This is a genomic window from Paenibacillus sp. FSL H3-0286 (assembly GCF_045040705.1).
Taxonomy (GTDB): Bacteria; Bacillota; Bacilli; order Paenibacillales; family Paenibacillaceae; genus Paenibacillus_AQ; species Paenibacillus_AQ odorifer.
The window spans coordinates 5,511,847-5,524,276 of record NZ_CP150285.1; the positions used below are offsets into that span (position 1 = coordinate 5,511,847).

General features: G+C 44.0%; 12 protein-coding genes. 3 read left to right on the forward strand and 9 right to left on the reverse strand.

Translation table 11 applies throughout. The features are described 5' to 3' along the window. Positions 1 to 80 precede the first annotated feature (80 nt). Both MHB37_RS24705 and MHB37_RS24710 read right to left on the reverse strand, forming a co-directional pair. Positions 81 to 641, reverse strand: coding sequence for an ECF-type riboflavin transporter substrate-binding protein (locus MHB37_RS24705; protein WP_405168635.1), 561 nt, complete (start codon positions 639 to 641; stop codon positions 81 to 83). A 151-nt stretch (positions 642 to 792) separates the two neighbouring features. Beyond that, positions 793 to 3,021 (reverse strand): Ig domain-containing protein, encoded by a 2,229-nt coding sequence (locus MHB37_RS24710; protein ID WP_405168636.1) that lies wholly within the window; start codon positions 3,019 to 3,021, stop codon positions 793 to 795. A 209-nt stretch (positions 3,022 to 3,230) separates the two neighbouring features. Between MHB37_RS24710 and MHB37_RS24715 the strand changes: the two genes are divergently transcribed. Both MHB37_RS24715 and MHB37_RS24720 read left to right on the forward strand, forming a co-directional pair. Beyond that, on the forward strand, positions 3,231 to 3,965 hold the full coding sequence (locus MHB37_RS24715; protein WP_036683898.1) for an AzlC family ABC transporter permease: 735 nt from the start codon (positions 3,231 to 3,233) through the stop codon (positions 3,963 to 3,965). Next, positions 3,956 to 4,282, forward strand: coding sequence for an AzlD domain-containing protein (locus MHB37_RS24720; RefSeq protein WP_036683900.1), 327 nt, complete (start codon positions 3,956 to 3,958; stop codon positions 4,280 to 4,282). The genes MHB37_RS24715 and MHB37_RS24720 overlap by 10 nt, the downstream gene beginning before the upstream one ends. Before the next feature lie 323 nt (positions 4,283 to 4,605). On the opposite strand, the gene mtaB is transcribed toward MHB37_RS24720, so the two are convergent. The 7 genes from mtaB to MHB37_RS24755 form a co-directional block, all read right to left on the reverse strand. Beyond that, the gene (gene mtaB / locus MHB37_RS24725) at positions 4,606 to 5,949 is read right to left on the reverse strand and encodes a tRNA (N(6)-L-threonylcarbamoyladenosine(37)-C(2))-methylthiotransferase MtaB (protein WP_076128970.1); all 1,344 of its coding nucleotides are present in this window, start codon (positions 5,947 to 5,949) and stop codon (positions 4,606 to 4,608) included. Between the two features lie 3 nt (positions 5,950 to 5,952). Beyond that, the gene (locus tag MHB37_RS24730) at positions 5,953 to 6,717 is read right to left on the reverse strand and encodes a 16S rRNA (uracil(1498)-N(3))-methyltransferase (protein ID WP_076185272.1); all 765 of its coding nucleotides are present in this window, start codon (positions 6,715 to 6,717) and stop codon (positions 5,953 to 5,955) included. Positions 6,718 to 6,896: 179 nt separating this feature from the next. Next, positions 6,897 to 7,580: a site-2 protease family protein gene (locus MHB37_RS24735; RefSeq protein WP_405168637.1), complete on the reverse strand. Its 684-nt coding sequence runs from the start codon at positions 7,578 to 7,580 to the stop codon at positions 6,897 to 6,899. Positions 7,581 to 7,582: 2 nt separating this feature from the next. Next, positions 7,583 to 8,635 carry a 50S ribosomal protein L11 methyltransferase gene (prmA, locus tag MHB37_RS24740; RefSeq protein ID WP_036683907.1) on the reverse strand — a complete coding sequence of 351 codons (1,053 nt, stop codon included), beginning with the start codon at positions 8,633 to 8,635 and terminating at the stop codon, positions 7,583 to 7,585. A gap of 209 nt (positions 8,636 to 8,844) precedes the next feature. Then, positions 8,845 to 9,423 (reverse strand): DNA-3-methyladenine glycosylase I, encoded by a 579-nt coding sequence (locus tag MHB37_RS24745; protein WP_076192116.1) that lies wholly within the window; start codon positions 9,421 to 9,423, stop codon positions 8,845 to 8,847. 104 nt (positions 9,424 to 9,527) lie between these two features. Beyond that, positions 9,528 to 11,204: a DUF4179 domain-containing protein gene (locus MHB37_RS24750; RefSeq protein ID WP_405168638.1), complete on the reverse strand. Its 1,677-nt coding sequence runs from the start codon at positions 11,202 to 11,204 to the stop codon at positions 9,528 to 9,530. After that, complete coding sequence (locus MHB37_RS24755) at positions 11,164 to 11,724, reverse strand: RNA polymerase sigma factor (RefSeq protein ID WP_076128962.1); 561 nt, start codon at positions 11,722 to 11,724, stop codon at positions 11,164 to 11,166. Before MHB37_RS24755 ends, MHB37_RS24750 begins: the two co-directional genes overlap by 41 nt. Before the next feature lie 154 nt (positions 11,725 to 11,878). Between MHB37_RS24755 and MHB37_RS24760 the strand changes: the two genes are divergently transcribed. Then, on the forward strand, positions 11,879 to 12,259 hold the full coding sequence (locus tag MHB37_RS24760; protein WP_405168639.1) for a hypothetical protein: 381 nt from the start codon (positions 11,879 to 11,881) through the stop codon (positions 12,257 to 12,259). The last annotated feature ends 171 nt before the right edge of the window (positions 12,260 to 12,430 follow it).

Here is a 12,430-nt window from a genome sequence, read left to right on the forward strand (position 1 = left end):
TGAGACCTTCCTCTGGGTTAATGTGAAGAGAAAAAAGCCGGTGATTTCCACCGGCTTTTTAGCTTGGATATGTATTCCACTCAAGCTTCTCTAGTCAAGCTGCCCTGTTTCGTTCTTGTCTTAGCATACGCAATGGCTAGTAAAGATCCGATCACTGCCACCGAAGCTATATTTAATGCACCTGCGGTCAGTCCTTGCGTAAATACTTTATTAGCGGGTTCTGCATAGATCAGAATATCCAACACTGGGGCTACAAGGAACCAAGCTACAGCATTCGCTGCAATCTGAGCCAAATTAAAGCGTATTATTTCCTTCCGTCCGAATTCCCCGTCATGAATAGCGATTCTAGCTACTAACAAGCCAATAACCAGCCCTACAATTCCTGATGATATGACCCAACTGAACCATGGCGATCCATAAGATATCGTATCCTTCAGGGTATGCCCGATCAGGCCTATAAATAATCCGGCAAACGGGCCGTACAATAGGGAGAACAATGCCAGTAATGCGTATGTAGTCTCGATGTTAGTGTTTGGAATACCCGTAGGAATCGAGCCGAATCTCCCCAATATAACGAATAAAGCAGAACCAATACCAATCGCTACAATCGTCTTGATCGACAACACCTTTTGTTTTGCCATGTTTTCATCTCCCCCAACGCATCTATTATGTTTTAAGTGATTATACATCGGAATAGTCGGAATTACTATAGAATCTAAATAAAAAAATCTGCAAAGCAACATAATGTTGGCTTTGCAGATTCATAGTTGATAATTCAGATCTTATTCTCTATTACTTCACTGTCACTGATACTGTAACTGTTTTGCCGCCTAGCTTTCCTTTAATGGATGTCGTTCCTTTACTCACAGCTACAATCTGACCACTTGCAGATACTCTCGCTACAGAAGGCTTGGAGCTGGTCCATACCACCGCACTTCCAGTAACAACAGCAGTCTTACCAGTATCATACTGTGCAGTCACGACTACATTCTGAACGGCTCCCGGAGCCATTTTCAGTCTGCTTTCATTAACGGTCAGCTTTGTTAATTTAGGAACTACAGTAATTTTGACACTAGCAGCAATCCCTTGGTAAGATCCTGTCAACGTAGCAGTACCTTCTGTTACTGCTTTAACGGTTGTAGCTTTAACTGTAGCAACCGCCTCGTTTGAGGACTCCCAATTCATACTGCTGGAGACATTCCCTGTCTTACCATTAGAATAATAAGCCGTTACCTTTATCGCTTTAGAGCCTTTAATGTTCATTTCGATAGCAGTAGGTTCTACAACTAGCTTAGTAACCTTTTGTTCAATGGTAACTGGGATACTGATGGTTTTATTAGCGTAAGTTCCCTTTAAAGTAGCAGAACCCTTCACCAGTCCTTTGATTACCTTACCGGAAGTTGTTGTCTTGATAATCGCATTCGTACCGGTAAGCTCCCATTCCATAGTTCCAGTAGCATCAAGTTCACTGCCGTTTTCCATCACAGCTTTTACTTCAGGAACAGCCTTCTCTTCACCAGTAACAATCACCAGATTTTCTTCTGGTCCAAGCAAGACAAGGACTTTATCTTTCACTGTAACCTTTACTTCAACACTTTTTTCTCTTACAGCAGTTTTTGAAGTCGTTGGGTTTTCTGATTTTATTTTACCGATAACCTTCACAATACCTGCCGATTCAGCTACAATCTTGCCGTCTTTAATGGTGGCAATCTCATCATCCGCAGAGGTCCACTCAATATCACTGCTAAGATCTAGCTTTGTACCGTCAAGCTTTGTACCATTTACTTTTGGAAGGCTTACGGTGTCATCTGTGTAAAGCTCCAATTCCGTCTTGTCGGCTGCCAATTCTGTGATCGTAGGATAAACTGTCAGCTTAAAGCTTTTATTAATTCCTCTGTACTCTGCTTTAATAACCGAAGTTCCCACTGCTTTAGCAGTCACTGCCGCAGTATCGCTACCAGGCGTAACGGTTGCCGCCAATTGATTATCCGAAGTCCATACTGCGCTGCCTGAAATGTTCGGAGTAGAATTCGCAGCATCGCGAACCTCAGCCTTAACGTTCAGGGTTTCGCCCATAAACAGGAATTGATCTCCTGTAGGAGTAAGTAGTAGCGCTTCATAAGGAGCACGTACATATACGTCTACTGTTTGTGTAATCCCCAGATAGGACACTGTAATTACAGCTTTACCAGCAGACAACACTTTGATCTCGCCTTTGTCTACTGTAGCTACACTAGCACTAGAAGAGGACCATTCCGCTTTCTCTGAAATATCATTTGCGCTGGATTTTGTAGTTTCTTTAGTCTCTGCAACCAACTTCAAAGGTGCATCTCCGACTAGCATCTCTAGTTCTTTAACGATTTTGTCGTCATGTTTAAGCTCAATTTCAGAATAAGGCAATTTCACTACAGCCTTAAAGGTTGCTGTTAAGGTCTTGTATTTGGCAGTGATCGTTGCTGTACCTTCACCAGCCAAAGTGATCTTACCTTCTGCAATGGTCAACACGCTTGTGTTGGAGCTGCTCCAAGTAGTATCAGCCGTTACATCCTTAGCAGAAGTCGCTGTTTCTCCACCAATCGCATTGGCTTTGACCAGCAGTTTATCCTCATCATCACCCAATTTGTAGTTCCCTTCAGAACTATATTCGAGCTTCAGTTCTTTAACAGGATGGGCTACCTCAACTTCAATGGTAGCAAGTGCATGATTATAAGTCGCTGTAATAATAGCTTTTCCGCTGTCAATCGGAGTCAAAAGGCCATTTACTACCTTTACAGCGTTTGTGTTAGAAGAATTCCATACAACTGCACCTGTCACATCTCTTTTAGATGAGGACCCTTCCACATTCGCATATACCTTAAGTTGCTTTGGCGTTTGTCCAACCGTAAGCTCTACTTTAGCGGAGCTTTCGAATTCAATCGAGTTGATATCGCCGGTCGCTGCAAAGACACTTACCGGAAAAACCGCAGTAGCTAACAATATCATGATGAGGAGCATTTTCGTCATTTTCCTGTACACAGTCATTTGTTCTCTCCCTTAGGCTATAATGTCGTTCGGTGGTTTATCCCCACACTCTTTTACTTATATCGACAATTGTACCCTAAGTGTTTACCCCCTGGCTCTATAAAGCGAAATTCGGGACTTTCAGACTAGATAATACGGTAAAGGTTGATCAAAATATTAGGAAGTAATATGCTAACTACTACATTCTTTCTTGAAACAAGGGGGCTACGATGAGTGCAGAGAACGTCCAACTAGAAGCAATCCCGTCTCCTAAACAGGAAGATAGCTTCCTTAAAGGGGTAAAAGATTGTATTCCCACACTACTAGGCTACTTAAGCATCGGACTTGCAGCAGGTGTTGTTCAAAAGACAGCCGGGCTCAGCATTGCTGAGATTGCCTTAATCAGCTTGATTCTTTACGCGGGCTCAGCTCAGTTTATAGCTGCTGGAATGATAGCTGTTAGCAGCTCGCCTGCGGCCATTATTATTACGATATTTATCGTGAATCTTCGCCATATTTTGCTTAGTGCAGCTCTTTCACCTTATTTCCGCCATCTTTCCCCACTGAGAAATATGCTGGTTGGTTCTTTATTGACTGATGAGACCTTCGGAGTTGCCATCAATCAAGCTTTGAATAAGCAGCAAATCAGTGAAAAATGGATGCACGGTCTAAATCTCACCGCTTATTTAAATTGGTTTCTTGCGAATGTAGCGGGAGCTTTTTTAGCCCAGTGGATCTCAGACCCTGATCAATTCGGTTTACAGTTTGCCTTACCTGCGATGTTTATTGGCATTCTTGTAATTTCCATGATTGACCGTAATAAAATCAAACTAGATTTGGTTGTCGCAATCCTTGCCGTGATCATAGCAGTAGGAAGCTCCTTCCTATTCTCCAGCAGTGTTGGAGTGATTATCGCTACAGTCATTGCGTCAACGATAGGGATGGTGTTTGAAAAATGGAAGTAAGATGGGATGTATTTCTGATCATTCTAGGAGCAGCTTTTGTGACCTTCATTCCCAGGGTGGTTCCACTCATGATCCTTAGCCGGTTTGAATTGCCAGAATGGGGAATGCGCTGGTTAAATTATGTTCCTATCTCTGTTATGGCAGCATTAATAGGTCAGGAGATATTTTTGAATGATGGGAAATTTTCGTCTTTAGCTAATAACATTGAGCTTTTTGCGGCATTGCCTACTTTTTTGGTTGCGATAAAAACCCGGAGCTTGCTAGGCACTGTACTGGCGGGGATTGTTTCAATCATGATCCTACGGATGTTTTTTTGATCCACTTCTACGCGTATGAAGTCACTATCGGACACAGCTGACCTCATTCGCAGCATTATCCCACTTTTGGAACACTAACGGACACCATAGTCGCTATTGTCATGAAAAACACCTATTATGAACCACTTTCTAAGGAATAGCTGCACTGGAGTCCGAAACTAAGCATAAAAGGCAAAAAAAATGCAAATAACGCCATCTGGGTCCGAAAGCATCAGGAGATTGTTATGAATTGGTGGTCTAGGCAGCAATAACTAAAAACAGAGCAGCCCTTCCCCGCTAACGGGAAAATGGCTGCTCTGTTGTCTTTTACTAATATCTATTGCTTAACGGACAGCCTGCTGAAGCCCAGTCTGACTAACCCCGACCAACTCACCGCGGCATTCGTTCACGCCAGCTTCCGTTATCTTCACCTGACAAAGTTCTCCTTGGAGTGAATCTTCTCCATCAAAGAACACCTGCAAATAGTTGTCGCTAAATCCATGCTGGATATTGCGGCCCGGAGCCCCTTTTGCGGCTCTTTCCGGAATAACACTTAATGTCTGACCTACAAATTTGCGAGCATAAGCTATTTGCATTTCTTCCGAAAGATCAATCAATTCCTGCACGCGTACATTTTTGATTTCTTCGTCGATCTGATTCTCCATCCGCGCTGCTGGAGTGCCCGTCCGCTTGGAGTAAGGGAATACGTGCATCTCGGAGTAATTAATAGCTTTCATGAAGTCGTAGCCGGCACGGAACATTTCATCGGTCTCCCCCGGGAATCCAACGATAACATCCGTAGTAATCCCGACATCCGGCATCGCCTGACGGATCAGCTGCATTTTGGCGTAATATTCTTCTGTCGTATATTTACGGCGCATCGCTTTCAGCACATCATTATGTCCGGCTTGCAGCGGGATATGCAGATGACGGCACATTTTAGAGGAACGGTTCAGCACCTCCAGCAGCTTCTCATCGATCTGGCTAGCTTCGATAGAACTGATACGTACCCGCTCCAGTCCATCCACCTTATCTAGATCCCACAGCAAATCGGCTAGACGGTAATTATCAAGATCATCACCGTAACCGCCGGTATGAATACCCGTGAGCACAAATTCCTTATACCCTGCTTCTACTAATTGATGTGCCTGGGTTACGATACTTTTGGGATCACGGCTGCGGGAAAGTCCACGCGACCATGGAATGATGCAGAATGTGCAGAAGTTGTTGCAGCCATCCTGAATCTTCATAAAAGCACGCGTCCGATCCGCAAAGCCAGGTACATCCATCTCTTCGAATTCACGTGTCTTCATAATATTACGAACAGCGTTGACCGGCTGACGTGAGGCTTCAATGTTTTTCACATGCGTCATGATCTGATCGCGGTCCTGGTTACCAATAACAAGATCGACACCAGGAATATCAAGAATCTCACCAGGAGAGGTCTGCGCATAGCAGCCAGTAACCGCCACGATAGCTTCCGGATTGCGGCGAACGGCACGACGAATCATTTGACGGCTTTTTTTGTCACCTGTATTAGTTACAGTACAAGTATTAATCAGATATACATCGGCGGGTCCCTCGAAATCGACCTGCTCGTAACCTTCATTTTTGAATAGCTGCCAGATGGCTTCGGTGTCATAAAAATTCACTTTACAACCTAAAGTATAAAATGCTACGGATGGCATCTCTTAAGCTCCTCCCATTTCTCCCGATTCATATAAAATACAAGCAGCGGCAACCATACCCGCTGTCTCACAGCGCAGAATACGCCGTCCTAGTCCTACGGAAACCGCACCAGCTTCTTCTGCCTTTTGGCATTCCTCTGGTGTAAAACCCCCTTCAGGACCTACCACAATCAGTACCTTCCCACCAGCCTGCGGTGAAAGCGAGGATAACCAAGGGGCAACACTGCTGCGAAGCTGCAAGCCTTCTTCTTTTTCATAACAGAAATAAACAGCATCATACTCACTAAAAGTCTGTAGCAGCTGCTTCCAGGATAACGGTGAGCCTACAGCCGGAACGATGTTCCGGTGTGCCTGCTCGGCAGCTTCTTTACAAATTTTACGCCAGCGGTCCAGCCGCTTACTTTCCTTGCGTTCATCGTATTGTACAATCGTGCGCTCCGACAGAAAAGGAATAAAACCAACGGCTCCAATTTCTGTACACTTTTGAATGACAGTTTCCATCTTATCGGCCTTGGGTAAGCTCTGAGCCACTGTGATTTTTATCCGCGGTTCATGCGTCATCTCCAGGGTTTCCAGGATATTCACTGTCACTTCCCCTATTTCGATCTGAGCAATCTCAACTAACGCTTCACGGGAGACGCCATCGCTGACAATAAGCTTGTCCCCAACCTTACCGCGCATGACTTTGGCAATATGCCTTGCATCTTCCCCGTCAATTCTAACGTTATCTGCACCAAACTGCTCCGGTGTAACAAAATATCGCTGCATCTCTTCATCATCCTGTTCATGAATTCAGTAAGAAGAAACGGTAAAGACGCCTTAATAAAGACGTCACCCGTTTCTTAGAGAAATATAACTATGGATCAGGCGAAATTTAACTATCCTATTTTTCAACAAATTACATAATACAATGTTTAAGCAGGGTTGACCAGACTTCAGTCCCTACCTTAGCTGCCAAACATTCTTAGGAATAGCTGCACAAATGTTCTCGACATTTCACTAGCCCAGTGGCCAAGAGGATCGATGGTATAGGTTCGTAACCCTGGAATAAACAGAATTAATAAAAAGATAAATACAGCCCATTGCTCAAATTGCTGTAATCTGCCCCGAATGGAGCGAGGAGCAATATCCTCCACAATCCGGTAGCCATCCAGCGGAGGCAATGGAATCAGATTGAACAAGAATAAAAAGAAGTTCCATTGAATAAAGGTGCCAAAGAACAGATACACTGCCTCTAAAACGCGATCATTGGAGATCGACTCTAATACACCGGTTGCCGCAAGCAACCCATATATTAAAGCACCAATAATCCCTAGTAACAGGTTACTGATTGGGCCCGCAGCAGACACAATGACTCCCATCAGACGGGGGCGGCTAAAGTTATCACGGTTTACAGGAACTGGACGTGCCCACCCGAAACCAGCAACCAGCAGCAGTAAAATACCAAAAAAATCGAAGTGTACAGCAGGGTTAAGCGTCATACGTCCTAATAATCTAGCGGTAGGGTCACCGAACTTATTTGCGAAATAAGCATGACTGAATTCATGTACTGTAAAAGCAATTAAAATCGTAATGAGCAGAAAAGGAAGCTGATCCAGATCTACACGTATTATACTTTGCAATATATCCATTTTTACCTCTTTCCGGCTGTAAATGCCACCCAATCTTCTTCACGGGATACTTCCATAATCTCAAATCCGGACTCTTGTAGTGCGTTAGCCACAAGCCCTTCTTTATCCTTGTAAATACCAGAGGTAATATACAAGCCTCCTGGCTGAAGTGCACGATACACATCATCCGTAAACAATACGATGATTTCTGCCAAAATATTCGCAACTACAATCTTCACCGGGAGTGTAACGCCGAGGCTATCCTCTGTTACTTGCTCCGCAGGTGTTCCCTCAAGAGTGTGACCCGGTCTAGCGGATGGCCACATTTCTCCAGCAGCCGTGTCAGCTACACCTTCACCGCCTAGCAAGGAGAGCAGGTCGCTTTCTTTTACCGTAATGAACTTTTCAAGTTTATTCAGTGCTACATTCTCGCGCGCACTTTCAACAGCTACAGGGTCCAAATCTAACGCCAGCACGGATTTCGCACCGAGCAGCATTGCACCTACAGCCAATATTCCTGAACCCGTACCAACATCGATTACTTCTTCGCCGCCGCTAATATTCTTCTCGAGCGCACGCAGGCACAAAGCTGTTGTAGGGTGAGTCCCTGTACCAAATGCCATACCAGGGTCCAGCTCAATGATTGCTTCATCTGGGCTCTCAGGTGTATATTCCTCCCAAGTTGGTTTAATCGTGAGACGCTCCGATACCCTGAGCGGTTTAAAATATTGCTTCCAAGCATGCGCCCATTCGTCTTCATCTACGGTTTTCCAAGAAATCAGCGATTTGCCCGGATCAATGCCGTACTCACGCAATTCTGCTACCCGTGGAGTCAGTTCTTCTATAACAGCATCCATATCCGTGGAATCGGCATAATAACCTTTGATTACCGCTTCCCCTTCTGGGATATCATTCAAGGGTTGGTCGTATAATTCACCGTAACGCGTATTCCGTTCTTTACTGAGTGTTCCGGATTCTTCAATAGAAACCCCACCCGCTCCTGCTTCATATAAAAAATTCGAAATCATTTCTTGTGCATCTTCTGTTGTATGTATCGTCACTTCATGCCATAACATCTTTATGTGATCCTCCTAAAGTTTTGTGAGCGTTAGCTTCATTGATTAACTTCGTGCAAAACTGGCTTCGAAAGCATAGGCTTAGTTTTGTGAGCGTTAGCTTCATTGATTGACTTCGTGCAAAACTGGCTTCGTAAGCATAGACTTAGTTTTGTGAGCATTCGCTTCATAGTATAACATTTCTTCTTGGGGTAACGCCAAACTACAGATCAACGCTCTGCCATGCCCGTGCTGTTCCTGCAAAAGCAATCGAGCGAATGATCATCTACCATCCCCGATGCCTGCATAAAAGCATAACATATGGTAGAGCCGACAAACTTCATGCCTCGCTTTTTTAATGCTTTACTCATTGCGTCAGACTGAGCCGTTGAAGCAGGGACATCCGCACGTGTCTTCCAATGGTTAAGTGTAGGCGCGCCCCCCACAAAGCTCCAGAGATAATCTGAAAAGCTGCCTGTTTCCGCACTAATTTGCAAATATACTTTTGCATTACGAATGATAGAATCAATCTTTAAGCGATTTCTAATAATCCCGGGATCGTTCATCAGCTCAGCAATTTTCAGCTCATCATAATGCACAATTTTTTCCGGATCAAATCCATCAAATACCTCTCTGTAATGTGCCCGTTTTTTTAAGACGGTGTACCAGCTTAACCCTGCCTGCATGCCTTCGAGCATAAGTAATTCAAACAGCTTCCGGTCATCATACAGAGGTTTGCCCCACTCTTCATCATGGTATGCGATATATAAAGGATCCTCATTAACCCAAGCACAGCGAGTGATTTCCATCCTTTTCTCTCCTTTACGCTAATCCTCGCTGAGTCCACTCAGCATCTACTCACTGTAAACGAAAAAAAGGGAAGAACACAAGGTTCCTCCCTAAAAAAGATTTTCTATGGCCGCAGCTGCACTCTTGTTTCTTTATCCGGATCGTCAGTCGTATAGAAGAATATATAAATAGAAGCTTCTGTACCTTTGAAACCCTTGTAAACATCAATGGCCTTATTGTTTCCATCCCCAGTGAAATTAACGGTCAGAGGTTTACCTAAAACACGCTCTTTCCCCAGTCCGATATGGGTCTGGTTAATTCCACCGAAGCGAGCATCTTCACTTTCAGTCTCTACATAAAGATCGGCACCCTGCATATAGTACGTCCATTTTACCGGGTATCCGCTAAGCTGCTGGATAAGCGTCTGTTTCTTATCAGATATATTCGTCAACAGAAGCGGTGTTTTTTCGTCTTTGTTAATTTTATAGCTGCCGTGCTGAGTCACCTTGTATTTAGCAACAAAGGTAATTGGCGTCTCTTCTGTGATTTCAAGGTCAACTGGCCGCTCAAAACGAAGCACTGTTAATTCCGGCTCACCTTCTGGAGATCTCCAGAAATTGCCCTCCAGCGTCTTGCCTGCTACTTCAAGAGTAGACTTTTGATACGGGAAATTGTTGCCTTTCTCTTTACTTCTAATAGCGATTCGAATTTGAGTAGGCGTCACTACCATTTTCTCCAGCGTGTAATTAGGTTCGCCCTCTTCTAGCGGCAGATTCAATGAGGTATTTATGGTTCCGCTCTCCATCTGCTTTTTGCTTAATTGAAGATCAAAAGCTAGGGGCCCCTCAACCTTTTTTTCTTGTTTCATGTACTGCAGCTTGTAATTCACTTCTCCACTGGAAATATCAGCCGCCTTAAAATATTGCTGGGACGTATATTCCCCGTTTTCTCCCGGTGTACCGAAAGCACCTCCAGCCAGCGAATTTATGAGCGTTCCGTTTTTGTAAGCCACTATATTTGGAAAGGCCCATTCTTTTGTTTCTGGCTGATCAAAAATGATTGCTGAAGAGAATAATATTTTTTCTTGTCCTTGGGTAAAAGGTTTCACCTCTATGCTGCGCATTCCTTCCTGTCCAATAGGAAACTTTTGTGTCTCCTGCGATTGGATATCCAGCGGTAAATCTAACTCCTGTGTACTAAAGGCTTGCAGATTATCTGCAACTAGTTGCACATTCACAGTATCCTTTTTCGGTGTCCAATCACTCTCGAAATATCCGTTGTAATGTTGATTTTTCTCATCCCATAACACATAACTGAACTCACTAGGACCATTCGCCCCATCTGCGCCCTTCAAAGTCATTCCATTAACATTCCAATTTTCATTTTCCAAGCGTTTTCCTACATCCAAAGTGAATAAGATAACCGTCCGATTCTCATCCACAATCGCTGTATGTAGCTTCAGAGTTACTCCATCCTGCGTCACTGACTGGTTCATTTGTTGTCCGAGATTTTGGGCCAGCGCTGCTTGAACGCCTCCTCTCCCATGGAGCAAATTATCCCAATCATAATGCACTGCTGCATATACGGGTGCCGCTGCAATAAGTACTGAAAATGAAGCCACCACAGCTATTTTACTCCAGTTTCTCCCTCTGTTCCCGCTACCATTCGCCATACGAAGTTGTAGGGGAGTCATTGTACTGTTTTCTTGCTCTAAACGTCCCCACATGCGTTCAAAATCTGGATAAGGCACGCCTTTATCTTCATTTAAACGATGCTCCAGCATATTTTCTAACTTTTTCAAAAGCTTCGCCCTCCTTTAGTTCAAGTTGAACCCCAGCCTCCTGCAGGATTCTCCTCATTACCGTTAGCCCTTTATGCAGCCTAGATTTGGTCGTTCCAAGTGGAATGGACAGCAGATCCGAAATTTCAGCCAGACTGAAATCATGCATATACCTAAGTGTGAGCACCATCCTAAGTTTGATAGGGACCTGGCTCATATATTGCGCCCACTCGACCTCCGTCTCACGCTGCTCAATCTGCTGCTCCACAGCTGTTTCTGCCGTTTTATTAAAGAAATGAAGGTTGTCCGTAATCTTCTGTTGTAAAGTCCGTTTTCGTTTCAAATGATTGAGGCAATGGTTGACCGTTATTTTCATAATCCAAGCCTTGATATGCTCCACGTGCTCACGATTACTGCGAAATACGGTAATAAAGACATCCTGAGTCAAATCCTCTGCATCCGCCGCGTCATGCACCATATAGTAGCAAGTCCGGTATACATCTTTATTGTAGGTTTCAAATAACTCCCGGTTACTCTCCAAATTTTACGCCCTCCTTTCTTGACTGAGATATCTATATGACAACCAATCCTTGGAAAAGGTTCGTTTTTCTGAGCATAAACTATCGCTACTCTTAAAGACATAGAGAAAATCAAACAGGCTTAATAATCTGAATGAAGCAAATGGCGGAAGGACAATGACTCTTTTAACTACTGGTCCGATAGAAAACAATGTTAACTCAGAAAATAACACAAGACTTACACAACAGGTCACTGTCAAAACTGCTAATGGTAGCGGTCAGATTGCTTCAACAGTTCTGATCGAAGGCTACTACATGAATGAAGAAAGAATTCAATATGTAGGCGATCTGCTAGATGTGATGCCAAATCAGGTAATAACTAAAAATTTTTTTGCGGATTTTGATACCTTCGAATTTTTTTTCACAACTGCTAGTTTGCCAGACCATCCAATCCAAATCTCATTTTGGGGTAAAGACAGTGCAGAAAGATTAGTAGCCCCACATCGATTAGTTACATCAGAATTACTTGGATATGATGGGGCTACTGGGGCAACCTAGGCAACTGGAGCAACTGGAGCGACTGGGGCAACTGGAGCGACTGGGGTGACGGGGGGGCTAAAGGTGGGACTGGCTCTGATGGGGCGATTGGGGACACCGGAGTTACTAAGGTTAGTGTTACTGTAGACGGAGTCATCACAAATCATAGATATATGATTCCTACCTTGATTG